Annotated in this window: 21 protein-coding genes and 2 riboswitches; of the genes, 19 read left to right on the forward strand and 2 right to left on the reverse strand. The window is 38.0% G+C overall.

Annotated elements, in window-relative coordinates:
* Nucleotides 1–347 precede the first annotated feature (347 nt).
* Complete coding sequence (locus ABD814_RS05590; protein ID WP_344911176.1) at nucleotides 348–2,636, forward strand: ATP-binding cassette domain-containing protein; 2,289 nt, start codon at nucleotides 348–350, stop codon at nucleotides 2,634–2,636.
* Between the two features lie 201 nt (nucleotides 2,637–2,837).
* Here ABD814_RS05590 and ABD814_RS05595 read toward each other — a convergent pair whose 3' ends face one another.
* Nucleotides 2,838–3,377 (reverse strand): VanZ family protein, encoded by a 540-nt coding sequence (locus ABD814_RS05595; RefSeq protein ID WP_344911178.1) that lies wholly within the window; start codon nucleotides 3,375–3,377, stop codon nucleotides 2,838–2,840.
* 500 nt (nucleotides 3,378–3,877) lie between these two features.
* On the opposite strand from ABD814_RS05595, the gene ABD814_RS05600 reads away from it, so the two are divergent.
* The 3 genes from ABD814_RS05600 (at nucleotide 3,878) to ABD814_RS05610 (ending at nucleotide 6,158) form a co-directional block, all read left to right on the forward strand.
* Entirely contained in the window at nucleotides 3,878–4,231 is a 354-nt protein-coding gene (locus ABD814_RS05600; protein ID WP_344911180.1) for a DUF4181 domain-containing protein, read from the forward strand.
* A gap of 31 nt (nucleotides 4,232–4,262) precedes the next feature.
* Nucleotides 4,263–4,886 carry a class I SAM-dependent methyltransferase gene (locus ABD814_RS05605; protein WP_344911182.1) on the forward strand — a complete coding sequence of 208 codons (624 nt, stop codon included), beginning with the start codon at nucleotides 4,263–4,265 and terminating at the stop codon, nucleotides 4,884–4,886.
* A gap of 213 nt (nucleotides 4,887–5,099) precedes the next feature.
* Nucleotides 5,100–6,158 carry a 2,3-butanediol dehydrogenase gene (locus ABD814_RS05610; protein ID WP_344911184.1) on the forward strand — a complete coding sequence of 353 codons (1,059 nt, stop codon included), beginning with the start codon at nucleotides 5,100–5,102 and terminating at the stop codon, nucleotides 6,156–6,158.
* A 91-nt stretch (nucleotides 6,159–6,249) separates the two neighbouring features.
* Here the strand turns inward: ABD814_RS05610 and ABD814_RS05615 are convergent, their stop codons facing one another.
* Nucleotides 6,250–6,840: a TetR/AcrR family transcriptional regulator gene (locus ABD814_RS05615; protein ID WP_344911186.1), complete on the reverse strand. Its 591-nt coding sequence runs from the start codon at nucleotides 6,838–6,840 to the stop codon at nucleotides 6,250–6,252.
* Between the two features lie 160 nt (nucleotides 6,841–7,000).
* Here ABD814_RS05615 and ABD814_RS05620 point away from each other — a divergent pair, with 160 nt between their 5' ends.
* From ABD814_RS05620 to purH, 15 genes are all read left to right on the forward strand, one after another.
* On the forward strand, nucleotides 7,001–7,702 hold the full coding sequence (locus ABD814_RS05620) for an ABC transporter ATP-binding protein (protein WP_344911188.1): 702 nt from the start codon (nucleotides 7,001–7,003) through the stop codon (nucleotides 7,700–7,702).
* A gap of 16 nt (nucleotides 7,703–7,718) precedes the next feature.
* A complete protein-coding gene (locus tag ABD814_RS05625; RefSeq protein ID WP_344911190.1) occupies nucleotides 7,719–11,150 on the forward strand; it encodes an ABC transporter permease in 3,432 nt (1,143 codons plus the stop codon).
* A gap of 101 nt (nucleotides 11,151–11,251) precedes the next feature.
* Nucleotides 11,252–11,352, forward strand: a riboswitch (purine riboswitch).
* 119 nt (nucleotides 11,353–11,471) lie between these two features.
* A complete protein-coding gene (locus ABD814_RS05630; protein WP_344911192.1) occupies nucleotides 11,472–12,770 on the forward strand; it encodes an NCS2 family permease in 1,299 nt (432 codons plus the stop codon).
* 499 nt (nucleotides 12,771–13,269) lie between these two features.
* On the forward strand, nucleotides 13,270–13,533 hold the full coding sequence (locus ABD814_RS05635) for an NETI motif-containing protein (protein WP_344911194.1): 264 nt from the start codon (nucleotides 13,270–13,272) through the stop codon (nucleotides 13,531–13,533).
* Between the two features lie 81 nt (nucleotides 13,534–13,614).
* Nucleotides 13,615–13,714, forward strand: a riboswitch (purine riboswitch).
* A 285-nt stretch (nucleotides 13,715–13,999) separates the two neighbouring features.
* Nucleotides 14,000–14,491, forward strand: coding sequence for a 5-(carboxyamino)imidazole ribonucleotide mutase (purE, locus tag ABD814_RS05640; RefSeq protein ID WP_344911196.1), 492 nt, complete (start codon nucleotides 14,000–14,002; stop codon nucleotides 14,489–14,491).
* Complete coding sequence (purK, locus tag ABD814_RS05645) at nucleotides 14,478–15,599, forward strand: 5-(carboxyamino)imidazole ribonucleotide synthase (protein ID WP_344911198.1); 1,122 nt, start codon at nucleotides 14,478–14,480, stop codon at nucleotides 15,597–15,599. Before purE ends, purK begins: the two co-directional genes overlap by 14 nt.
* An 11-nt stretch (nucleotides 15,600–15,610) precedes the next feature.
* Entirely contained in the window at nucleotides 15,611–16,906 is a 1,296-nt protein-coding gene (gene purB, locus ABD814_RS05650) for an adenylosuccinate lyase (RefSeq protein WP_344911200.1), read from the forward strand.
* 66 nt (nucleotides 16,907–16,972) lie between these two features.
* A complete protein-coding gene (gene purC / locus ABD814_RS05655) occupies nucleotides 16,973–17,683 on the forward strand; it encodes a phosphoribosylaminoimidazolesuccinocarboxamide synthase (protein WP_344911202.1) in 711 nt (236 codons plus the stop codon).
* Nucleotides 17,680–17,931, forward strand: coding sequence for a phosphoribosylformylglycinamidine synthase subunit PurS (purS, locus tag ABD814_RS05660; protein ID WP_344911204.1), 252 nt, complete (start codon nucleotides 17,680–17,682; stop codon nucleotides 17,929–17,931). The genes purC and purS overlap by 4 nt, the downstream gene beginning before the upstream one ends.
* Nucleotides 17,928–18,605, forward strand: coding sequence for a phosphoribosylformylglycinamidine synthase subunit PurQ (purQ, locus tag ABD814_RS05665; RefSeq protein ID WP_344911207.1), 678 nt, complete (start codon nucleotides 17,928–17,930; stop codon nucleotides 18,603–18,605). The genes purS and purQ overlap by 4 nt, the downstream gene beginning before the upstream one ends.
* Entirely contained in the window at nucleotides 18,589–20,817 is a 2,229-nt protein-coding gene (gene purL / locus ABD814_RS05670; protein ID WP_344911209.1) for a phosphoribosylformylglycinamidine synthase subunit PurL, read from the forward strand. Before purQ ends, purL begins: the two co-directional genes overlap by 17 nt.
* Nucleotides 20,793–22,211, forward strand: a complete 1,419-nt coding sequence (purF, locus tag ABD814_RS05675; protein WP_344911211.1) for an amidophosphoribosyltransferase — start codon at nucleotides 20,793–20,795, stop codon at nucleotides 22,209–22,211. Before purL ends, purF begins: the two co-directional genes overlap by 25 nt.
* Nucleotides 22,208–23,236: a phosphoribosylformylglycinamidine cyclo-ligase gene (purM, locus tag ABD814_RS05680; RefSeq protein WP_344911213.1), complete on the forward strand. Its 1,029-nt coding sequence runs from the start codon at nucleotides 22,208–22,210 to the stop codon at nucleotides 23,234–23,236. Before purF ends, purM begins: the two co-directional genes overlap by 4 nt.
* On the forward strand, nucleotides 23,226–23,813 hold the full coding sequence (gene purN, locus ABD814_RS05685) for a phosphoribosylglycinamide formyltransferase (protein WP_344911215.1): 588 nt from the start codon (nucleotides 23,226–23,228) through the stop codon (nucleotides 23,811–23,813). Before purM ends, purN begins: the two co-directional genes overlap by 11 nt.
* Nucleotides 23,810–25,339 carry a bifunctional phosphoribosylaminoimidazolecarboxamide formyltransferase/IMP cyclohydrolase gene (gene purH, locus ABD814_RS05690; RefSeq protein WP_344911217.1) on the forward strand — a complete coding sequence of 510 codons (1,530 nt, stop codon included), beginning with the start codon at nucleotides 23,810–23,812 and terminating at the stop codon, nucleotides 25,337–25,339. Before purN ends, purH begins: the two co-directional genes overlap by 4 nt.
* The last annotated feature ends 49 nt before the right edge of the window (nucleotides 25,340–25,388 follow it).

Here is a 25,388-nt window from a genome sequence, read left to right on the forward strand (position 1 = left end):
TAAAAACAGCTTTTGAATGGCTTGACAGAGCCATTCAAAGCTGTTTTTGTCATTTTTAAGTGCGAAAGTCAGGTGTTTGTTTTGTCACTTATACAATATCAAAGATCGGGCTCCTTTTCACTTAATTAGTGAAAGATCGATTGTGTATTTTTAATTGATTTAACGCAGTTTCTTAGTGGCTTATGGTCGGGCTGTGAATAATCTAGGTTAATATCTGGTTAAGAGAAAACTATGAAAATTCTATGCAGAGTTTGTTCGAACAGACTTATTAATATTTTCCAATATTTTGTATGAAAAAGGAGAGGTCAGATGTTGGATACATACAATGTTTTTGACCGATATATGTCATGGAAATAAAGAACATAGAAAAAGAATATAACAGTAAAGTAGTTATAAATGATATGAATTTGTCATTTCCTCATAATGGATTGGTGTTTATAGTTGGTGAGTCTGGCTCTGGTAAAAGTACACTACTTAATATTATGGGGTTGCTTGAGCCTAATTTTAATGGTGGTTTACACTATGCTAATATAGAATTAGATAGAAGTAAAAAGCAGAGCAATAAGTTCCTTAAACGCTATTTTAATTTTATATTTCAGGATTACAATTTAATCAACTCACTATCAGTAAAAGAGAATATAGTGATATCAGTGGCAATAGCGGGCCAAAATTTTGATGAACTACAGTATCAGAACATAATTCAATTACTTCAAATAGATGAGTTAGTTGAACGTGAAGTGACTCATCTATCGGGTGGAGAGAAACAAAGAGTGGCCATTGCAAGGGCGCTTTTAAGAAATAACCCAGTCATACTAGCGGACGAACCGACTGGAAATGTAGATCAACAAAATTCAAAGATTATCTTTGAATTATTAAAAAAGATATCTGAGGACCATTTAGTTATTGTTGTATCACACAATGAAAGGGCCGCATATGAATATGGTGATCGGATAATACGAATAAGTGATGGCAACATTATAGAGGATACTGATAAAGGGTATCTTAATAATAAGAACCTGAATGATAAACTTAAAAGAGAAGATAATGAAAAAAAGAGGTTAAATTCTTGGATCAATACAATTACGTTAAATAATTTAAAACTTCGAAAAAGAAAAATGATTTCTTCATTTGTAGCAATGTTCCTTTGTTTAACGTTCTTAGGTATTGTTTTAGGGGTATTTAACTCTATGAATAATTTAGTGGACACGATTAACACCTCTGTATTAGAAAATGATAAGATGACATTAATCGACCATACTGTAGAAAACGGTTATAAACAAATTGATAATGAATTTATTGAAAAAATAAAATCAAAAGATAATATCGTCAAATCTGTTCCGTATTACAGTGAGACTGTCACTTTATCATCTGGTAAAGAAAGTGCAGATGAATTCTATGCTACATTTAATGTGGTAGATTATAGTGATTTTTTTCATGAAAGATTTGAAGATTTGAGTGGAGCGATGATAAGTAAGAAAAATGAAATTATATTAAATAAAAGTCTTGCAATGGCATTGTTTCCTGATAGTGATCAAAAGTATATTGGCGAAAAAGTTGTATTAAAAACAATTTCTGATATGGAAATTGAGTGTGTCATAGTCGGAATCAGAAGCCTAGATAGTGAATTATCTAATAATGAACTATATATATCTAGTGAACTTTCAGACTATATCTCTAGTAATCTAATTAATAACGCTATTCAAACAATTATTTTTAAAGACTCAAGTATATATCCAGGCGTTTATGATGTAGATATTAGAACGAAGGATTCAACGCCACAATATAAGATAGTATACGGAACTGACATTTCTGAGTTGAATGAGGCTCTTATTAATATTGAGAGTATTAATGAATTATTAAACATAATGGGGGTGAGCTCTAGTCTCTATAGTGTTGATGATCTCATTAATAATAAGTTATCAGAAGAAAGTATTAGGCTGATATTTAATACGCCTCTGCTTTTGACCGGAACAATTGAAAGAACAGAGCTCGCAGAAATAAAAATTGTTGGTATTTACAAAGAAAATAAAAGGACACCTTTATCAGATTTATCTCTAATTATTAACAATGAAATAAAAGAAAGTCTTAATCGTCCGCTATATAATTCACTTGATATTTATGTTGAGTCGCTAGACGCGGATAAAATGGCTCCCATTAATACTATAATTAATCAATTTGACTATAATAATGATGAGATTAATGAAGGTGTTGGTTTCACTATTTATGCTAAGCTTTCCGTTTTACTTATAATATTCGGTTTAATATCTCTAATTATTTTGAGTATATCATTTATTTTAATAAATTATTCAACAAAGATTAATATAAGAGATCGGATCTATGAAGTGGGGGTTCTAAAATCGCTGGGTGCTTCTAATCTTTTTATTTTTAAATTATTTGTATATAATAATTTACTTTTAGGTTTCAGTGTTAGTCTGTTAAGCGTGCTTGTGTTATTAATCGTTAATTGGCTAGACATTATAAAGGTTAGTGGAGTATCTGTCTTTAACTTTAATGTGGGGCATATGTTGTTAATTATAACGTTAGGTACTTTCGTTACTATTTTGGCTGGTTTACGTGAAACAGTAGCTATATCAAGAATGTCAGTAGTTAAAGCAATAAGTGAAAAACATAAATAATATTGATAGCGTTAAAAAACTAGTGAATGTAAACAGTTTAATATATCTATAGGCTAAAAATGTCTTTTGGTATAAGAATTCAGTTGAAGGAATCGCACTTGATCGTGAAGAAGCGAATAAAAATGCCGGTGAAGCAGATAAAGCAAAAGTACGCCCAGCAAGTGAACAGGCAGATTACTGAAAAAAATTGGTCATTAGAAACTAATGGCCAATTTTTTTAATTGTCCGTTTTACGATGATTTCAGTCAACCAATAACCAAGCAGAATTCCAAGCGCGTTCAGTAACCAATCATCAATATCAACGACTCTTGTAGCATAATTTAACAGGTGTAAAATATATTGTCCGAGTTCAATAACGATTGGGATAAATAAGGCGAGAACGAGTGCTTTTATTCGATTGACTCGTTTATAACTGAGCCAAATGCCAATTGGCCCGGTAATTATCACATTGCCCATTAGATTAATGATGATTAGCTTTATCGGCATAAAACCATTGATCAATTGATTATAATAAAGATCTATCGTTGAAAAAACGACAAAATTATACGGTTGCTGATCATATACGGGACCAGGTTGAAACCAAAGAAGGTAACAAAAAGAAGTGAGATAAAAGAGCATTAAAATATTCATTAGTTCTTCATCTAATGATTTAAAGTTTTTGCGAATTGACTTAAAAATTAAATAGATTATTAAAATTGGAATCGCGAGTTTGATGCTATCTAACAATATAAGACGGTTCATTTAATACCCCTTAGTTTTACTAAAATTGACGTTGCTATAAATTCAATCTTAAGTATACTTTGAATCGTTATTCAGAACAACATACTAGTGAATTAAATTTGGATTGATTAAGGTTATGCAGAGCAAGAACGATAGATTCTGTTGAATCACAGATTGAACAATGTTATATTTTAGATAGTTAGAGTTTTTAACCAAATACGGGAAACAGGTAGCGAATTCATGGGTAATAATCGCTATGATACGAAGCGATAATTTGAATTAGAAAATGTTTTGATCATGATTGTTTATTTTCCTCAAGGATTGGACAAATATTTGAAGTCGCCTGAGTAAATCTGTCCGAAGTGGACCCGACATTAGACAAATATTCATCTCAATTGTACTAAACTGTCCCATGTTACCTTACTTCGGATATTTTTAGTTCTTTAATTTGAAATCTGTCCGATAGAGCAATCGCTTTTGAAGCTGAAATTTAACTTGACGTAGTTTGGAGGGATGAACCCATGTACGAGTTTTTATTAATATCTTTAATTGTGATGATCATTATCGGGCTTCTGATTAAGAAAAAATACAATATCGTTATACCCCACTTTGGATATCGTCATGTGAACGAGACACAAAAGCGGGTTGAATCCATTTTAATCATTTTATTTATTCTCGGTGGTTTTTGGGTGATCTTTTTTCCGCCAACTAATCTAAATGTTTATGGTTTGTTGTTTGCTTATTATGCGATCTTTTATGGTTTCAGAGCATATATGGAGTATAAACACGATCAAACGGAAAAGAAATATCTTTTTCACGGGTTTTGGTCGATCGCTAGTTTAATTGTATTCATCGGATCGATTGTTTTTTGGTAAAAAGTTTTTTAAATGAAAGTGGTGAAAGATTGTGCTTGAAGATACTGGTGAGCGTGTGATTCCAGACCAGATGGAAGCAACGAATCGACTGTTAATTGAACATGTTGCACGCTATCAATTTGCGACGTCTTACGTTTATGGAAAGGTGCTGGATTTTGCTTGTGGAAGTGGTTATGGTACACATCTAATTGTGAAGTCAGCTAAAAAACAAGTTGAGCAAGTGGTTGGAATTGATTTTGATCGAGATGCGATTGCGTATGCAAAGAATCGATACTATCATCCAGCATCTGAATTTATTCAAGGGGATGTAACAGACCCTAACTTACCAAGTAAATTAGGGCAATTTGATTGTATTATGAGTTTTGAAACGATTGAACACATTGATGATGAAAAGCAGTTTTTAAACAATATTGATCAGTTGTTGAAACCTGGTGGCAGATTAATCTTATCAACCCCATTTGGTGATGGGAGAGATCGTCCGTCGGGTGTTCCATTTCATGTTCATCAATTAACGATCAATGAATTTAAGCGCTTGTTTGATGAGTTTGCCTATCAATCAGTCGAGTTTTTTTATCAAAATGGTGCGCTAATTGTGCCGGAAGGCTTTGAAATTGACCAATACTTTCCGTTGGGGATTGTGATTTGTCAAAAATAAATACTTATCAGAAAAACTCCGATTAATTTTGGAGTTTTTTTGGTTTGTTTAAGAGTTAATATTTTTAGTGAAATCATAAACGTTATCTTTTGAAAAATACCAGTTTTGATGATATATTAGAGTTATAGAAAGATTGTGAATTACTTCACTAATATAGTGTGTGTAATTGATCTATCTTTTCTTAAAGCTAAAAATAATGGGAGAGTGACTTGTATGAAAGCAGCTAGAATTTACGGGGCAAAAGATGTTCGAGTAGAAGATGTAGAACTTAAAAACCTTGGCACTATAGATGTAAAAATAGAAGTTGCGTGGGCGGGAATTTGTGGGTCAGATTTGCATGCGTACTCACAGCCAGAAGGTTTACTACCAACAGATGAAGTGCATCCTCTTTCAAATCGAAAAATACCTCTAACGTTAGGTCATGAATTTAGTGGCACAATTACTGAGGTTGGAAGTGACGTGACCTCACTAAAAGTAGGCGATCGTGTTTGTGTTGAGCCGAATCTTCGTTGTGGTACATGTAAAGAATGTCGTGAAGCAAATTATCATTTATGTAGAAATAGTGGTGCAGCGTTTATTGGTCTTGCTGATGATGGTGGGTTTGCGGAGTATTGTGTTTTAGATGAAAAACATGTTTACCAAATTCCTGATCATATGTCACTTGAGCAAGCCGCTCTTGTTGAACCTACTGCTGTTACACATCGCGGGGTAGAATTGGCTGGAGTCAAAGCTGGTGACAAAGTATTGGTAACCGGAGCAGGTCCAATTGGTTTATTAACTGCTTTATGTGCACGTGCTGCTGGTGCGACTTCTGTTTATATCACTGATGTTTCTAAAGAGCGTTTAGAATTAGCGAATTCATTTGGATTCGTTACATCACTCAATCCTACAGAAGAGGATGTTGTTGCGAGAATTATGAAAGATACAGATAACACTGGTGTAGATGTAGCGATCGAATGTGCAGGTGTTCAGGCAACGTTTGATACATGTTTATCAGCGGTGAAAATAACAGGAACAGTTTGTTTAGTTGCTCTTTTTGCGGAAGATCCTAAATTACCAACATTCCAAGCACTTATAAAAGAAGCTAAGGTTGTTTCTAGCTTGGCTTATGCAAATAGCTATGATCGTGTGATTGACTTAATTGCGAGTGGTCAAGTCCCGGCAGAAAAAGTGATTACTAACAAGATTGGTTTAGAAGCTATTGTTGAAGATGGTTTTGAATTATTACTGAATGATAAGAGTCAATCGAAAGTTCTTGTTAGTTCAAAGTAGTGGATTGTTCAGATTAAACTAATTTATAAATGTTAGCCCCAAAAACTAAATTTTGGGGCTTTTCTAATTGATGAGCAACGTGCGACTGGTTTTATAATGGTTCGTCTCTACCTACATAAGAAAAATTCATCGACATTTTTTGTCCGATTTGAGCCATGTCTTCATTAGATTCTTTCATGCCATAAATGACCCACTCCCGAAGTAAATTATAGAATGCACCAACCCAAAATAACATTTCATATTTTTCAAATACCTGCTTGTCCCGATTTGAGATCTGTTCGACCATCGTTTCATTAATGCTTGAAAGGATGATTGCATCAAAGCCGGCCTTTTGTAAGATCATAAATTCATCTGCATATGTTCGAACACGAGTAAAAACAGACAACCAAAAGTTGAAGTCGTTGTGGTGATTTTTGTGTAAATCTAAAGAGTCAGTAATCGTTTCAACGATCGTTTGTAAATATTTATTTAAGATATCTTTTTTTGATGAGTAGTTGCGGTAATAAGCTGATCTTGAAACGCCAGCTCGTTCGACAATATCTGTGATTGAAATGTCGTTAAAGTTTTTTTCTTTCATTAGTACTAATAGTGCTGTTTCAATGCATTCTTTCGTAAAGCGATTTGATGCCTCGTTAGATAAGCGTAGGATATCTCTGTTTTTTTGTTCTGGTTTTAGCGCCATTACAAATTCTCCTTTTTTGTCTAGTCCGAAGTGAATATAATTGTAAATTTACAAAAATGGTACTACAATTGTATCGATGAGACAATTGTATCATCGGGAAACTTTAATGACAATCTTTCGTTTTTAATAAAAAATAAACAAGGATAAAGGGGAAGTAACCATGAGTTTTGTAAGGGTTGTTGATGAATATAAACGGTATCAGATGGGTGACAATACGATTGTTGCGAATAATGGTGTTTCATTTGAGATTGAGCAGGGTGAATTTGCAGTAATTCTTGGGCCGAGTGGGGCGGGGAAGTCAACGGTGCTTAATATTTTAGGTGGTATGGATAAACCAGATGAAGGTGAGATTTGGGTTGATGGAAAAAATATCGCTACATATTCAACGAAACAACTCACTCATTATCGCCGGGAAGAGATCGGGTTTGTTTTTCAATTTTATAATTTAGTTCCTAATCTGACAGCAAGAGAAAACCTTGAATTAGCGACACAAATTTCTCCAGATGCTTTGGATGTTGATGATGTATTAGAGAGTGTTGGACTCACGCATCGGCGCGATAATTTTCCTGCTCAGTTATCTGGTGGTGAACAACAGCGAGTCGCGATTGCACGTGCTTTAGCAAAGAATCCGAAATTACTATTATGTGATGAGCCGACGGGTGCGCTAGATCTTGAAACGGGTAAACAAATTTTGAGGCTTTTACAGAAGACTGCGCATGAAACAAAGACAACGGTCGTTGTTATTACACACAACTCGTCGATTGCATCCATGGCTGATCGGGTTGTGTATATCCATGATGCGAAAGTACGTGAAATCGTTGAGAATCCACGTCCGCGATCTGTAGATGAAATTGAATGGTAAGGAGTCGTTGGGCGTAATGAAAAAAACAGCAGTGCATAAATTAGTCATCAGAGAAATATTAAATTCGAAAGCTCGATTTTTCTCCATTTTTGTTTTGATCTTATTAGGTGTTGGTTTTTTTGCCGGTTTACAGGCGACGGGGCCAAACATGCTGGTGACTGTGGATGATTATTTTGATAGTCAAAAGCTCTATGACGCTCATGTTCAATCAACGTTAGGAATTGAGAATGCAGAGATTGAGCTTTTAAGTGAGTATGGTCATGCTGAGTTCGTTGAAGCGGGATTTAGTCAGGATGTATTAGTTGGTAAAAGCCGCCATGTGATGAAATTAATCAGTTATCATCCGGATAAGCAATTGAATCAATATTTAATCGAGAGTGGTCGTTTACCAGAAAGAAGTGGTGAGATTGCTTTAGATGAACGAGATATGATTCAAAATCAATATGAAATTGGCGATCAAGTTACCCTTTATCCTGATCGTGATGAAACGGATTTGTCGGAGCAATTTGAGCGAATCGATTTTGAAATTGTCGGTTTTATCAGAAGTCCACGTTACTTTACTCATGAGTCACGAGGGCAAACGCCAATTGCTGGTGGTCAACTTGATGCGTTCGGTGTCATTTTAGAGGAAGACTTTAATTTACCTGTTTATACAGATTTATTTATCACTTTTTCTAGTTTGCGGGTAGAAGATACGTTTAGTGATGAATATAAGAATCAGAGTCGCACATATGGATCAGATATTGAGCAAACTTTAGCGGGTTATGCTCCGGAACGTTTGGTGGAGATCCAAGTAGAAGCTGAGAAAGAAATTGATGAGGCTGAAGTGGATATTGCTGAGGGGCGTGCGGAGTTAGAAGAAGCGAGGGCAGAATTAGCTGATGCTCGAGCCAAGTTAGATGATGGTCAAGAGGCAATCGAGGAGGCAAGAGCTGAGCTTGAGCAAGGATATCAAGAGTTAACTGCTGGGGAAGCTGCTTATGAACAAGGTTTAGCTAAGTTTAAAACAGAGATGAAGCAGGCAAGAGAACAACTAGAAGCTGGTCGTGTGGAGCTTGAGTTAGAAGCAGATCAACTGAATCAAGGTTTGGCAGAGCTAGAATTGGGAGAAGCGGAACTGAATCAAGTAAGTGGGGAAATTGAGCGTCAACGTGAGCAACTATTAAATCAACAAGAAAATATACAAGGTTTATCGGATGTAATTGCAGTGCCAATTGATTTTATTCCTGAAGCAGAAATTGAGCGCATTTTAGCTGAAACGGAATCTGTTGAATTAAATGGACAAACGCTGGCGGATCTATTTGCAGGTTATTTTGCTGGAGTCATACCGGCAGAGCAAGTTGAGCGAGTAGTTAAGCAAATCAATGCAGAGCTTGAAGCGGGTCTAACACAAATAGATGAAGCAACTACTGAAATTGTGAGACAAAGATCGGAGTTAAATGCTGGTCGTGCTGAATTAGAAGCGGGTCAAGAGCTGCTCAACGAAGCCAGGATTAAATTAGATCAACAAACGGGTCTGCTAGAACGAGAGCGATCGAAAGCTGAGGCTGAATTAACTACTGCGAGAATAGAACTTGATCAAGGCTGGCAAGAATATAATGAAGGAATTGTTTTGCTTGATGAGCAAGATATTGAGTTGAGCAAGGCTGAACAGGAATACGAAGAAGGATTAGCTACTTTTGAGGAGGAATCTGCAGATGCGCTTGAGGAAATTGAAGAAGGCGAAGTGGAAATAGCTAAAGCGCGTGAGGAGTTAACTGATTTAACGGAACCAACTTATTACACCTTTTTAAGAAAAGATCACGCTGACTTTGTCCAATATGAAGATAATGCTGGGCTATTGAGTGAGCTTGCAACGATATTTCCTGCTGTTTTTTTTGCTGTAGCAGCACTCGTAACACTAACGACGATTACTCGGATGATTGAAGAGCAACGTGGAGAAATAGGGACACTAAAAGCATTTGGTTATCGTGATCTGGAAATTTCCCTTAAGTATTACGTATACGCACTGGGTGCAAGCTTGCTAGGGACCCTTTTTGGATTAGTACTCGGTTATACATTTTTACCTGTAATCATTTTTAACGCCTATGGAATGATGTACAATTTACCTGATCTTATTTTGGCAAATTATTGGTCTTACACAGTCATTGCAACTGCGATCGCAATGATTTCAACGGTCGTTACTGCATGGTTTGTTCTTCGGTCTGATCTTAAAAGCCAGCCTGCAGTCTTAATGCGACCGAAAGCACCAAAAATAGGGAAACGAATTTTTCTTGAGCGAATGACACTCGTGTGGCGTCGACTTGATTTTATAAAAAAAGTGACGGCACGTAATTTATTCAGGTATAAACAAAGAATGTTGATGACAATCGTTGGTATCGCTGGTTGTGCAGCTTTGATCATTGCAGGTTTTGGAATCAGAGGGGCTGTAGAAGGTTTGCTTGACTTACAATTTGGTAATGTGATGAACTATGACGCGATGGTTATTCTTGATGATGAAGCAACTGAAGAAGCTCAAGCTTCTTATCAACAATTTATTGAATCGTATGACGGAATCGATCAAGATATAGCTGTTTTCCAGCAACAATTTGAAGTCAGTTATGAAGGCCATCCGACACAAGGACTGACAGTAATGGTTCCAGAAGATATCGGCTCATTTAATGATTTTATTCAATTAAAAGATCGCAAATCGGATCAAGCATATCAATTAACTAACGATGGTGGAATTATTACTGAAAGATTAGCGAATTTATTTGAGCTTGAACCAGGTGATGACTTGACGATCATCGATAGTGATAATCAATCCTATCAAATTAAAATTACAGCCATTACTGAAAACTATACCGGTCATTATTTATATTTGACCAAAGCAGTTTATCAAACAGAGATAGCTAATTCATTAAATTATAATTCAAGCTTGTTAAAACATGATCAAGACGATACTTGGGAAGATCAGCTTTCAGAACAGTTAATGCTTGAAGAACAGGTGATTTCAGTATCTTTCATTGCTTCAATGACTGAGGCGTTTAGAGATTCAATGGCAAGCTTAAATATTGTTGTTGTCGTCTTGATTCTCTCAGCAGCTGGTCTCGCTTTTGTTGTACTCTATAATCTGACGAACATTAATGTTTCGGAACGAATTCGGGAACTGTCAACGATTAAGGTGTTAGGTTTTTATGATAATGAGGTAACGATGTATATTTATCGTGAAAATTTAGTTCTTACTATGATGGGAATCCTAGCAGGTAGTATTTTTGGTCGTTTCTTGTTTAGTTTTGTTATGGAGACCATAGCTATGGATAATATGATGTTCAATCCAGCACTACATTGGACCAGTTATTTATATGCAGGATTGTTGACGTTACTTTTCTCAACTTTAGTTATGTGGATGATGCACCATAAATTAAAACGAATCGACATGATTGAAGCATTAAAATCAAATGAATAACTTTTCGTAACCAAAAAGGCATATCCGAACATTGGGTATGTCTTTTTAAAAAAACATTCGCTTTTACCCTTGACGGATAATTTTTTTCCTAGTATGATAACGATATAAATTGAAAAATTCGTCGTATAATCTTGAGAATAAGGCTCTAGAGTTTCTACCGACCACCGTAAATGGTCTGTCTACGCAGAAGATAAAAGGAAATTGCTATAATAATATTCTTTTTTATTATTATCTTCTCTCGTATATTTAGACACACTCTAGAACAGATTAAATGTAAGAGTGTGTTTTTTGTGCGGCGAAAAAAGAAGGGAAGAAGAAAAGATGTTAAACAAGTATTTTAAGTTAGATGAATTAGGGACAAATGTTAGAACTGAATTTACAGCGGGATTAACAACATTCTTAGCGATGGCGTATATTTTGTTTGTTAACCCAGATATTCTGGGTGCAACTGGGATGGATAAAGGTGCTATTTTTACAGCCACAGCTTTATCAGCTATTTTTGGTTCGTTGGTTATGGGTCTATTAGCAAATTATCCAGTTGCTTTAGCTCCAGGAATGGGTATTAATGCATTTTTTGCATTTACAGTTGTTATTGGAGCAGGGATTCCATGGGAAACAGCATTAACTGCTGTTTTAGTTTCAGGGATACTGTTCTTGTTATTATCTATGTCAGGCGTTCGTGAACAAATTATTAACGGAATTCCAGCAACATTGAAATTAGCTGTTGCAGCCGGTATCGGATTGTTCATTGCTTTTGTTGGTTTTCAAAGTGCAGAGATTATTGTAGGTGATGAAGCAACATTGGTTGCACTTGGTGATTTTACTCATGGACCAACTGCACTAGCTATTTTTGGTTTAGTTGTTACTGCAATTTTAATGGCTTTCAAAGTAAAAGGTGGCGTATTTTATGGAATGGTGATCACGTCTGTTGTTGGTATTATTTTTGGAGAAATTGAATTACCAACTCAAATTGTATCAGGCGTTCCAAGTCTTAAGCCGACATTCGGTAAAGCTTTTCTGCATTTTGGTGATATTTTCACTTGGGAAATGGCTGTAATTATTTTAACATTCCTATTCGTTGACTTTTTTGATACGTCAGGTACATTAGTAGCCGTTGCTGGTAAAGCAGGTTTAATGAAAGATAATGAGTTACCACGTGCAGGTAAAGCTTTACTAGCTGATTCATCTGCTACTGTTGTTGGAGCAGTTTTAGGTACATCAACAACGACTGCATTTGTTGAATCTGCTACAGGCGTTGGTGTTGGTGGACGTACAGGTTTAACATCTGTCTTCACTTCATTGTTCTTTTTCCTAGCATTATTTTTCTCACCATTATTGTCGGTTGTGACATCTTCAGTAACCGCACCAGCATTAATTATCGTTGGTGTATTGATGGTATCTAGCTTGAAAGATATTGAGTGGGGTAAGATAGAAGTTGCTATTCCAGCATTCTTAACGATTATTATCATGCCGTTAGCTTATAGTATTGCTACGGGAATTGCAGTCGGATTTACGTTCTATCCAATCACGATGTTGGTAGCAGGTAAAGGTAAAAAAATTCACCCGATTATGTGGGGATTGTCATTGGTGTTTGTTTTATACTTGATTTTCTTATCATGAATTTAAATCAAAAAAGCGTGTCGCTCGTAAGAGCCGACACGCTTTTTAAAATCTCAAAACTTGAATGCAAATCTCAAAACTTGAATGCAAATCTCAAAACTTGAATGCAAATCTCAAAACTTGAATGCAAATCTCAAAACTTGAATGCAAATCTCAAAACTTGAATGCAAATCTCAAAACTTGAATGCAAATCTCAAAACTTGAGAGCGAATTTTTCAGAGATTATTACAAGACTATCGAACAGTTTTGGCAAAGAATTATTACGACGTCAAGTTAGCTTGAACCATGCTTATATAGCATTAAATTTAAGAGAACCAAGTCGATTCTTTTTATTTTCGCTTAAGAAAAGTGTCGTCTATGTTAAAATTAATTTATAATAAATGGAGATAATATAGTATTTAGAATTCACACGCCGATTACGATAAAAAAGATTTGGTCTTATCGGTTAGAATGGGTGGCGATAGATATTTTAACGCCAAGAAAGGTAGGATAAAGAAGTATGTCGAACAAATTGAGAAAAAAGCAACGGAATCAGAAGCAGAACAAAGTCCAGAAACAGGATCAACAAAAGAAAACATTTGAACGGATGACTGACGAAACGATTGATCAGTGCCTTGAAAGAATTCAACAAGCGGGCTACTCACCAGTAAGAAGAATTGAGAAACCAATTTTTAAAGAAGTCATTGAAGATGGTGAAAAGAAGCTCATTCCCGATCAACAACGAGTAATATTTGAAGCAATTTTGAACAAAGGCGAACATTAAGTTGGATTTATCATTTATTGTTCGATTTCACCATTGACTATAGTCAATAGAATTGTTATTATACAGATGTAGAAACAAATGATAATTGAATTGAAATTACCTCATATAAATTTGAGAATATGGCTCAAAAGTTTCTACCCGTTACCGTAAATAATGGACTATGAGGGAAGATGGAACTGTCCAATGCTTAATTAGATTGGTCTGTTCATTTAGACGTGGCTTGGCCAAGGCTTTTGTGTCTCTATTTTTAACTAACCTAGGCTGAGAATTCTATTAAAGATGTGAAACCCACCTATTCATCTTCTCTCATAATGATGAGAGATGTGAATAGGATTTTTTAGTAGATAAGAAAGTATAACAACTTTCTTACTACATAAGTGCAACTAAAGCATTCGCCTAAAGGTTTGGCGAATGCCAAGTTTTCTAATCTATAATAACTCAAACGATTGAGGGAAAGAGGGATTGTATGGTTCAAGTAGGTGTCATTATGGGAAGTATTTCAGATTGGGAAACAATGACTAACACATGTCAGACCTTAACTGAACTCGGAATTAACTATGAAAAAGAAGTGATCTCGGCACATCGTACACCTGAAGATATGTTTAAGTATGCTGAAACAGCACGAAATCGTGGCTTAAAAGTAATCATTGCAGGAGCTGGTGGGGCGGCGCATTTACCAGGAATGGTTGCAGCAAAAACAACGCTTCCAGTGATCGGTGTGCCGATCCAATCTAAAGCTTTAAACGGGATTGATTCATTACTATCAATCGTCCAGATGCCAGCGGGTGTACCTGTTGCAACCGTGTCGATTGGCAGAGCGGGTGCGACAAATGCGGGATTATTAGCGGCACAAATTTTAGCGACGAACGATCAAACGATCGCTGAAAAACTAACAAACTACCAAACATCGTTACAAGAAAAAGTGACTGAAATGAGGGATCAGCTTGCCGACCAATAGCTTAACTCTTGGAAAAACAATTGGCATTATCGGTGGTGGACAACTCGGACGGATGATGGCAACAACAGCTAGACATATGGGCTATCGGCTCGTCGTTCTGGACCCAACACCAAATTGTCCAGCAGCCCAATTAGCTGACAAGCAAATCATTGCCAATTACGACGACTTTGAAGCGATTAAACAGCTAGCAACTCTCGTTGATCTCGTCACTTATGAATTTGAAAATGTTGATCTAAAAACAGCTCGTTATTTAGCAGACAAAGGTCTGCTACCACAAGGAACAGCATCCCTTGAAGTGACACAGGATCGTGAACTTGAAAAGCGGCTAATGGAAAAACTCAATCAGCCCGTTGCGCCATTTGAAATCATAAATCATCAGGATGACTTCAAACGAGCTGTTGAAAAAATTGGTTTTCCCGCCGTTGTCAAGACATGTCGCGGTGGTTATGACGGCAAAGGACAAATGATTTTAGAGTCGATCGCAGATTTAGCCGAAGCAGAAGTGATGCTGGGCAACAATCAACGACTGATTTATGAAAAATTAATTCAGTTTGATCGCGAAGTATCGATTGTTTTTACCCGGTCACAAGCTGGCGTGATTCAGTACTTCCCGATTGCAGAAAATGAACATCGCGAGCACATTTTAGATAAAACAATTGTGCCAGCTCGGATCTCAGATTCAGTTGCCAGACAAATTAAGCAAGCAGCTGAAGTTGTTGCAACAGCACTTAATGTCGTTGGTACATTTGCAATTGAGTTTTTTGTTAAAGGTGAAGAGATTTACATTAATGAATTGGCGCCACGGCCACATAATTCAGGTCACTTTACAATTGAAGCGTGTAATGTCTCGCAATTTGAGCAACATATACGTGCGATTTGTAACTTGCCACTGATTCCAGTTTTATTTCATGGCGGGGCAGTAATGGTTAATCTACTGGGGGATAATCTTCACATATATAGAGAAAAAATCAATCAATTAGAGACAGCGCATCTGCACTTTTATGGTAAAGATCAGATTAAACCAAAACGTAAAATTGGTCATTTAACATTTGTTGCGGGTGATCGAGACCAATTAATCGACGAATTAACAGAACGGAATTTAATCTAGGAGGATAAAAGATGATTGAACGTTACACACGACCTGAAATGGGAGCGATTTGGACAGAGGAAAATAAATATCAAGCATGGTTAGAAGTTGAAATTCTTGCCTGTGAGGCGTGGAGTGAGTTAGGTGTCATTCCATCTGATGATGTTAAAAAAATTCGTCAAAACGCATCATTTGATGTCGACCGAATCTTAGCAATTGAAGAAGAGACACGCCATGATGTCGTTGCCTTTACACGAGCGGTATCTGAAACACTTGGTGACGAGAAAAAGTGGGTTCATTATGGTTTAACATCAACGGATGTTGTTGATACGGCGCTATCTTATTTATTAAAACAGGCGAATGTGATCATTCGAAAAGATTTAGAGCGATTTATTGAGATTTTGAAAAATAAAGCAATCGAACATAAGCATACCGTGATGATGGGACGGACACATGGGGTTCATGCGGAGCCAACTACATTTGGGCTGAAGTTATCACTTTGGTATCAAGAGATGCTGAGAAACTTAGAGCGATTTAATGCAGCAGCAGAAGTGATCGAAACTGGGAAACTATCTGGAGCTGTTGGAACATACGCCAACATCGATCCGGCAGTTGAAGCATATGTTTGTGAAAAATTAGGCTTAAAGCCAGCTCCTGTTTCAACTCAAACATTGCAACGTGATCGCCATGCACAGTATGTGTCGGTGCTCGCCTTAATTGCGACCTCAATTGAAAAGTTCGCAACTGAAATTCGTGGACTTCAAAAAACAGAAACGAGAGAAGTTGAAGAGTTTTTCGCGAAAGGACAAAAAGGTTCATCAGCAATGCCACATAAACGAAATCCAATCGGCTCAGAAAACATGACCGGTATGGCACGAGTCGTTCGAGGCTATATGATGACGGCATATGAGAACGTTGCTTTATGGCATGAGCGTGATATTTCGCATTCATCAGCAGAACGTGTGATTTTACCTGATGCGACAATTGCCGTTGATTATATGCTCAATCGGTTCAGTCGGATTGTCGACAATTTAACGGTTTTCCCTGAAAATATGAAACGAAATATTGATCGAACGCATGGGGTAATTTTTTCACAAAGAGTGTTACTATCCTTAATCGATCAAGGTATGAGTCGCGAAGAAGCATATGATCTCGTTCAACCAAATGCGATGAAAGCTTGGGAAACAGAAACACATTTTAGAACGTTAATTGAACAAGAACCACGAATCACCGAAATCTTATCACAAGACCAGATTGAAGATTGTTTTGACTATACGTATCACTTGAAAAATGTCGATCAAATTTTTGCAAGAATGGGCTTAGCATAATCTATGGGAGCACTCATTCACTTGAGTGCTAACCCTTAGTAAACATCACTTAAGGGGTGCAGTCTGATGAAAAAAGAGCTTCTCTATCAAGGAAAGGCAAAACACGTTTACCTTACCAATGAACCAAACGAATTAATTTTATCCTATAAGGATCAAGCGACAGCCTTTAATGGTAAAAAGAAAGAGATCGTTACCGGAAAAGGCCGATTTAATAATTTGATCTCTGCCAAAATATTTGACTATTTAACTAAAGAAAATGTTCCGAACCATTTCATTAAATCACTTAATGATACTGAGCAACTCGTTGAACAAACGTCAATCATTCCACTTGAAGTCGTTGTCAGAAATCTAGCGACAGGGAGTATTGTCAAACGCTTAGGATTTAAAGAAAAAACCGTTTTTCAACCAGCATTAGTTGAGTTGTATTATAAAAATGATGCTTTAGATGATCCAATTATTAACGATCAACATGCATTTTTACTGACGCATACAACGAAAGAAGAAATCGAGTTAATTAAAGGTTATGCGCTAAAGATTAATCAACTGTTAAGACCATATTTTGAGCAGATCGATGTTCAATTAGTCGATTTTAAACTTGAGTTTGGTCGTAATCAAAATGGAGAGATTATTTTAGCAGATGAAATTTCACCAGATACGTGTAGGCTCTGGGATCTTGAAACAGAAATGAGCTTAGATAAAGATGTTTTTCGTCAAGGGACGGGAGATTTACTTCCTGTTTATCAAGAGATATTAAATCGATTGGGGGAGATCAAATGATTAAAGCGGTAGTCGAAATTAGGTTGAAAAAAGGGGTACTTGATGCACAAGGGCAAGCGATTGGAGAGGTACTTGATCAATACGATGTAGACGGGGTTGAGCGTGTACGGGTTGGTAAATTAGTCGAATTGAGTTTTGCCACAACTGACAATATTGAAGAGCAAGTTGAAGCGTTATGTGATCAATTACTCGTCAACCATGAGATGGAGGAATACAGTTACAGACTCGAGGAGCGTGGTGACGAGTGAAAAGCGCGGTAATTGTTTTTCCAGGATCGACGGATGATTTGTATGAGATTGCTAGTGAAGTGTTGCCAGGCGATGTTGATCGAATCTGGTATAAAACTAACAACTTAGCAGACTACGATTTAATTATGCTTTCAGGTGGTTTTTCATACGGTGATTATTTAAGAGCTGGCGCTTTAGCGGCTCGAACGGCGATTTTAACAGAATTGAAAGAACGAGCAGATCAAGGTCAATTGATTCTTGGTGTTGGCAATGGCTTTCAAATCTTATTAGAAGCAGGTTTACTTCCTGGTGCGATGTTGCAAAACAAAGGCCTTGATTTTGTCTGCAAAAGTAATAATCTGATTGTTCGCAATAATCAAACGCCATTCACAGGAAAATATACTAAAAATGAAGTGGTATCAATCCCGATTGCTCATGGAGAAGGCCGTTATTATTGTGATCAGCAAACACTTGAGCAGTTAAGAATAAATCAACAAATCGTCTTTACTTATCAAGAGAATCCAAATGGTTCAATTGAAAATATTGCGGGAATCGTCAATCAGTCAGGCAACGTACTTGGCATGATGCCACATCCAGAACGAGCAACATCGACACTCTTAGGAAGTGAAGCTGGATTGAAACTGTTTCAATCAATCATCGAAAATTGGGGGGAAAACCATGTCACAGAAGCTTGAGCCTACACCAGAGGTCATTGAACAAGAAAAAAAATATCATGAAATGGGTTTGACGGATGATGAGTATCAATCAATTGTTAAGATTATCGGCCGGAAACCAAATTACACGGAGACGGGGATTTTTTCCGTCATGTGGTCTGAGCATTGTAGCTATAAAACATCAAAACCGTTGTTACGGAAATTTTCGAGTGAAGGGCCACAAGTTATTCAAGGGCCTGGTGAAGGTGCTGGTATTGTTGACATCGGTGATGGACAGGGGCTTGTCTTTAAAATCGAAAGTCATAACTCACCTTCAGCAATCGAGCCTTACGAAGGGGCAGCAACTGGTGTCGGTGGTATTATGCGTGACATTTTTTCAATGGGTGCAAAACCGATCGCAGCACTAAACTCACTTCGATTTGGCCGCCTAGATTTAGAACGGACCAAATATTTGTTTAAAGAAGTCGTCCGTGGCATTGCTGGTTATGGCAATCGGCTCGGTGTGCCAACAGTTGGTGGTGAGATTCAATTTGATGATTGTTATGAAGGCAATCCTTTAGTCAATGCGATGGGTGTTGGCTTAATTGAGCAGAAGGATATTCAAAAAGGGGTTGCAACAGGTGTTGGTAATACGGTTATTTACGTTGGTGCAAAAACCGGTCGTGACGGGATTCATGGGGCGACTTTTTCATCTGTTGAATTAGCTGAAGACGGTACAGGTCAAGGATCCGATATTCAGGCGGGTGATCCTTTTGTTGAAAAACTATTGATCGATGCTTGTCTTGAAGTGATCCATTCAGACGCGTTAATCGGCATGCAGGATATGGGAGCAGCAGGTCTGACTTCATCAGCGAGTGAAATGGCGAGTAAGGCTGGCATGGGAATGGAGCTTAATTTAAATTTAGTTCCCCAACGTGAAGCGAATATGACGGCATATGAAATGATGTTATCCGAATCGCAAGAACGGATGTTACTCGTTGTTAAACAAGGTCATGAACAAGAGATTTACGATCTATTTGAAAAGTATGATCTTAAAGCTGTTGCGATTGGTAAAGTGACTGACGATCAACAATTTAGATTAGTACATAACGGGGAGATCGTTTGTGATATTCCTGTTGATCCATTAGCAGAGGATGCACCAGTCTATTATAAAGAAGCGAAAGAACCTGAATATTATCAGGAGTTTCAAGCGTTACCAAATTATTATCCAGAAGTGACTGATTATGAACGGACATTAATTGAATTATTACAGCAACCTACAATTGCAAGTAAAGAATCGGTCTATCAGCAATTTGATTCAATGGCACAAGTTAATACTGTTGTTGGACCCGGGTCAGATGCTGCTGTACTTCGGATTCGTGGGTTTGATAAAGCAATTGCGCTAACAACGGATTGTAATTCACGCTATATTTATTTAGATCCTGAAGTTGGTGGTCAAATTGCCGTTGCAGAAGCAGCCAGAAATATTGTTGCTTCAGGTGCAAAACCACTCGCTTTAACGGACGGACTTAATTTTGGCAATCCAGACAAACCAGAAACGTATTGGGCGATGGAGAAAAGCGTTGCAGGAATGGCGAAAGCAAGTGTTGCGCTTAATACACCTGTCGTTAGTGGTAACGTCTCGTTGTATAACGAAAAAGCAGGTACACCAATTTTCCCAACGCCAATTGTCGGAATGGTCGGTTTACATCGTTCATTAACAGATATTACAACCTTATCTTTTAAACAAGCAGAAGACGTTATTTTATTAATTGGTAAAACTAAAGCTGAGTTCGGTGGCAGTGAACTACAAAATCTCTTAGAAGCGAACTATTTTGGTAAAGCACCAAGCATTGATTTAGCGATTGAGAAACAGCGACAAGAGCAACTGTTAACTGCGATTCAATCAGGGCTTGTCCAGTCAGCTCATGATCTATCAGAAGGTGGCTTAGCTGTTGCACTTGCTGAAAGTTTGTTTGGAACGGATGCGTTAGGCGCTGATGTGAAGCTATCAGGTGATGCAACGACGCTATTATTTAGTGAGTCACAATCGCGTTTCATTGTAACTGTTGCGCCTGATCAAGTTGAAGCATTTTTGCAAACAGTCGCAGAGGCAACAATTATTGGGCATGTGACAAACCGGGAAAAACTTGAGATTACAGTTGGTGAGAATACGGTTATTAATCAGTCGATTGCTCAACTTGAAAAAGCTTGGAAAGGAGCTATTCCATGCTTGCTGAACTCAAAGGTTTAAATGAAGAATGTGGCTTGTTTGCGATCTTCGGGCATGAACGAGCAGCTGAACTCACTTTTTATGGCTTACACGCCTTACAACATCGAGGCCAACAAGGTGCTGGGATTGTTACGAGCAATGGTGAGCAACTCTCGATTCATAAAGGAGTTGGATTAGTCAATTCTATTTTTAATGAGCAAAATTTAGCTACGTTGAAAGGAACGAGTGCAATCGGTCATGTCCGTTATGCCACAGAAGAACAGAGTGGTTTTGAAAATGTTCAGCCACTCCTGTTTCGTTCGCAAATCTCAAGCATGGCACTGGCTCATAATGGTGAAATCGTTAACGATTTCGCCTTAAGGTCACAGCTTGAAGCGCAGGGGAGCATTTTACAGACGACATCAGATACCGAAATTATCGCTCATTTAATTAAGCGAGGTGGATATCTTGCTTTAGAAGAAGCGATTAAACAAGCACTTGGAATGGTTAAAGGTGCGTATGCTTTTGTCTTATTAACGGAAGATCAGTTGTTTGTCGCCCTTGACCCTTATGGCTTAAGACCACTATCAATTGGAAAAGTTGATGATGCTTATGTTGTTGCGTCTGAAACGTGTGCCTTTGATTTAGTCGGTGCTGAGTACGTTCGTGAAGTGAAACCTGGTGAACTGATTGTAATCGATAAAAATGGACTGAACAGCACGATGTTCGCATCCCCAATGCAACGGGCGCTTTGCTCGATGGAGTATGTCTATTTTTCACGACCAGATAGTGACTTGAACGGAATTAATGTTCATGCAAGTCGAAAACTAATGGGTAAGCAACTTGCAAAAGAAGCGAGTATCGAAGCGGACGTTGTTACAGGCGTTCCCGATTCAAGTATTTCAGCAGCGATTGGTTATGCAGAAGAATCAGGTATTCCGTATGAGCTTGGCTTAATAAAAAACCGTTATATCGGGCGAACATTTATTGAACCAAATCAATCATCACGTGAAGAAGGCGTGAAAATGAAATTGTCTCCAGTTCGAGGGATCGTTAATGGCAAGCGAGTTGTCATGATTGACGACTCAATTGTTAGAGGCACAACGAGCATGCGAATTGTTCGGCTCCTAAAAGAAGCGGGTGCAACTGAAGTGCACGTGCGGATTGCTTCACCTCCAATTAAAAATCCATGCTTCTATGGAGTGGATACGACGGCTAGTGAGGATTTACTTGCCTCTCAATATTCAATCGAAGAAATGGCTGAAAAGATTGGCGCAGATAGTTTAGCATTTTTGTCTGTTGAGGGACTTGAAAATGCACTCGTCGATGAAGACTCAATTGAAACAGGCATTTGTAAAGCCTGTTTTACGGGGAGATATCCAACTGAAATCTACCCAAGGGAAGTAAATGCGAATGGAAAAGGAGCAGGAGCATGAGTGATGTTTATAAAGCGGCTGGTGTCGATGTCGAAGCAGGCTATCAAGCTGTTGAACTAATGAAAAAACACATTAATCGAACGAATCGAACAGAAGTGATCGGTGGTGTTGGTGCTTTTGCAGGTTTATTCGATTTAACCGGATTTAGCTATCAAGAACCTGTACTTGTTTCTGGAACAGATGGTGTTGGCACAAAGCTAAAACTTGCTTTTGAACTTGATCGCCATGATACAGTTGGTATTGATCTTGTCGCAATGTGTGTTAATGATATCGTTGCTCAAGGTGCTGATCCATTATTCTTCCTCGATTATATCGCTTGTGGAAAAAATCACCCTGAAAAAATTGAGCAAATTGTTAAAGGAATTGCTGATGGCTGTGTTGAGAGTGGTGCTGCTTTAATCGGTGGTGAAACAGCTGAGATGCCTGGCATGTATCAGAATGGTGAATACGATTTAGCGGGATTTGTTGTTGGGATTGCCAATAAGCCTGATTTAATTACAGGTGAAAAAATTAAAGCTGGTGACGCTTTAATCGGCTTGTCATCAAGTGGCGTTCATTCAAATGGCTTTTCCTTAGTTCGAAAAATTTTAACTGATCAAGGCTTGAAATTAACCGATCAGCCGAGTGAATTAACGACAACAATTGGCGAAGCTCTATTAGAGCCAACAAAAATTTATCACCAAGCGATTAAGCAATTGAAAAAAGCAGTTGAAATTAAAGGAATTAGCCACATTACCGGTGGTGGATTTTATGAAAACTTACCACGTGTTTTGCCTGATCAACTAGGAGCTGAAGTTTGGCTTAATCGTTGGGAAATTCCAGCGATTTTAACTTATTTACAAGAGCAAGCTAATTTAACGATTGAGCAAGCATTAGGTGTCTTTAATATGGGTGTTGGCATGGTTGTCGTTGTTGACGAAGAACAAGTTGATCAGGCATTAGCGACGTTGAATGCCAGCGGTGAGACAGCCTATTTAATCGGTCGAGTCATTGATAAGTCAGGGGTGAAGCTTGTTGAGCGCTAAAACACGCTTAGCGATTTTTGCTTCCGGGACAGGTAGTAACTATCAAGCAATTGATCAAGCGATCAAAACAGGTGAACTTGATGCTGAGATTGTTTTACTCGTTTCTGATCAACCTGGAGCGAAAGTGATTGAAAAGGCAGACGAAAATCAGTTAGCTAAATTTATTTTTGACCCGAAAGATTATCAAAATAAGTGCGAATTTGAAACAGAAATTGTTAATGAACTCCAAGCACATCAAGTCGATTGGATTGTGCTTGCTGGCTATATGCGCTTAGTTGGACCAACTTTATTAAATCAATATCAACGCCGAATCATTAATATTCACCCGTCCCTTCTCCCAGCATTTCCAGGCTTAGATGCGGTCGGTCAAGCACTTGAAGCAGGGGTTAAGCTTTCAGGAACAACGATTCATTACGTTGATTCTGGGATGGACACAGGTGAAATCATCGCCCAAGAATCCGTCCGAGTTAAACCGGGAATGACCAGAGAAGAACTACAAACAGCCATTCAAAAAATCGAACACGAACTCTATCCAAAAACGATTCAAAGATTAATTTTAGAGGGGGATTCATTTTGAAAAAGAGAGCATTACTGAGCGTATCAGATAAAACAGGTTTAGTAGACTTTGCCCAAGGACTAATTAAAGCAAACTATCAATTGATTTCAACGGGTGGTACGCTAAGTGCACTACAAGACGCAGGATTAGAGGTCCTACCTGTATCAGCAGTGACAAACTTTGAAGAAATTTTAGACGGACGGGTTAAAACACTGCATCCAAAGATTCATGGCGGGCTACTTGCACGCCGAGAATTACCAGAACATCAAGAGCAACTAGAACAATTCGATATCACACCGATTGATCTCGTTGCCGTTAATTTATATCCATTCAAAGAAACGATCGCTAAACCAGATATAACCGAACAAGATGCAATTGAAAATATCGATATCGGTGGGCCGACAATGCTCCGAGCGGCAGCGAAAAACTTTGCGTCGGTCACAGTTGTTGTTGATCCAGCAGATTACCAACAAGTACTTGATCATCTGGGCCAAGATTCAGTCGAACTTAGAAAAAAACTAGCTGCTAAAGTATTCCGCCACACGGCACAATATGATGCTTTAATTGCGGAGTATTTTACCGAATTAACCGAAGAAACAGACCTAGAAGCATTAACGCTTACGTATGAAAAAGTTGATACATTACGTTACGGGGAAAACCCACACCAATCGGCAGCGTTCTATAAAGAAGCGGCTATTAAAGGTGGCTCGATTGCCCATGCGAAGCAATTGAACGGTAAAGAGCTCTCTTATAACAACATTCAAGATGCCAATGCAGCACTGGAAATTGTGATGGAATTTAGCGAGCAACCTGCGGCTGTCGCTGTTAAACACATGAACCCATGTGGGGTCGGGATTGGGAATACGATTGAGCAAGCTTTTCAAAAAGCATATGATGCTGATCCAATCTCAATCTTCGGTGGAATCATTGCTTTAAATCGAGAAGTTGATTTGGTGACTGCTGAAAAATTAGCAGAAATTTTCTTGGAAATTATTATTGCACCAAGTTTTGCTGAAGATGCACTTGAGTTATTAGCGAAAAAGCCAAACTTAAGATTATTAGCAACGTCTGTTGAACCGGATCAATTTGATTCGAAGAAGGTTGTCAGTGTCCGTGGCGGTTTACTCGTCCAAAATCGTGATCTTGGCCGGATTGAAGCAGATGATTTAAAACTTGTTACAGATAAAGCGCCGACAGCCGAGCAACTAGAAGAACTACTCTTTGCTTGGAAAGTCGTTAAGCATGTGAAGTCAAATGCGATTGTCGTTGCTAAGGATAATCAAACGATCGGTGTCGGAGCGGGCCAGATGAACCGTGTCGGTGCAGCTAAAATTGCCTTCGAACAGGCAGGTGAGAAAGCTGAAGGTGCCGTTTTAGCATCGGATGCGTTCTTTCCGATGCCAGACACCGTTGAAAATGCAGCTAAAGCCGGGATTAAAGCGATTATTCAACCAGGTGGCTCGAAGCGTGATCAAGAGTCCATCGATATGTGTAACAAATACGGCATTGTCATGGTGATGACAGGGATGCGTCACTTTAAACATTAAAATGAATGATTGATCGTTTGCTAGTCTTTTGATTCTAAAAAAAATGGGG

The organism is Amphibacillus indicireducens, from assembly GCF_039539605.1.
Classification (GTDB): Bacteria; Bacillota; Bacilli; order Bacillales; family Amphibacillaceae; genus Amphibacillus; species Amphibacillus indicireducens.

Excerpts from the sequence above, each read along its gene's own strand:
- ABD814_RS05590 (WP_344911176.1), top strand. The coding sequence starts at position 348 with ATGGAAATAAAGAACATAGAAAAAGAATATAACAGTAAAGTAGTTATA.
- ABD814_RS05595 (WP_344911178.1), bottom strand. The coding sequence starts at position 3,377 with ATGAACCGTCTTATATTGTTAGATAGCATCAAACTCGCGATTCCAATT.
- ABD814_RS05600 (WP_344911180.1), top strand. The coding sequence starts at position 3,878 with ATGTACGAGTTTTTATTAATATCTTTAATTGTGATGATCATTATCGGG.
- ABD814_RS05610 (WP_344911184.1), top strand. The coding sequence starts at position 5,100 with ATGAAAGCAGCTAGAATTTACGGGGCAAAAGATGTTCGAGTAGAAGAT.
- ABD814_RS05615 (WP_344911186.1), bottom strand. The coding sequence starts at position 6,840 with ATGGCGCTAAAACCAGAACAAAAAAACAGAGATATCCTACGCTTATCT.
- ABD814_RS05620 (WP_344911188.1), top strand. The coding sequence starts at position 7,001 with ATGAGTTTTGTAAGGGTTGTTGATGAATATAAACGGTATCAGATGGGT.
- ABD814_RS05625 (WP_344911190.1), top strand. The coding sequence starts at position 7,719 with ATGAAAAAAACAGCAGTGCATAAATTAGTCATCAGAGAAATATTAAAT.
- ABD814_RS05630 (WP_344911192.1), top strand. The coding sequence starts at position 11,472 with ATGTTAAACAAGTATTTTAAGTTAGATGAATTAGGGACAAATGTTAGA.
- ABD814_RS05635 (WP_344911194.1), top strand. The coding sequence starts at position 13,270 with ATGTCGAACAAATTGAGAAAAAAGCAACGGAATCAGAAGCAGAACAAA.
- purE (WP_344911196.1), top strand. The coding sequence starts at position 14,000 with ATGGTTCAAGTAGGTGTCATTATGGGAAGTATTTCAGATTGGGAAACA.
- purB (WP_344911200.1), top strand. The coding sequence starts at position 15,611 with ATGATTGAACGTTACACACGACCTGAAATGGGAGCGATTTGGACAGAG.
- purC (WP_344911202.1), top strand. The coding sequence starts at position 16,973 with ATGAAAAAAGAGCTTCTCTATCAAGGAAAGGCAAAACACGTTTACCTT.
- purS (WP_344911204.1), top strand. The coding sequence starts at position 17,680 with ATGATTAAAGCGGTAGTCGAAATTAGGTTGAAAAAAGGGGTACTTGAT.
- purL (WP_344911209.1), top strand. The coding sequence starts at position 18,589 with ATGTCACAGAAGCTTGAGCCTACACCAGAGGTCATTGAACAAGAAAAA.
- purF (WP_344911211.1), top strand. The coding sequence starts at position 20,793 with ATGCTTGCTGAACTCAAAGGTTTAAATGAAGAATGTGGCTTGTTTGCG.
- purM (WP_344911213.1), top strand. The coding sequence starts at position 22,208 with ATGAGTGATGTTTATAAAGCGGCTGGTGTCGATGTCGAAGCAGGCTAT.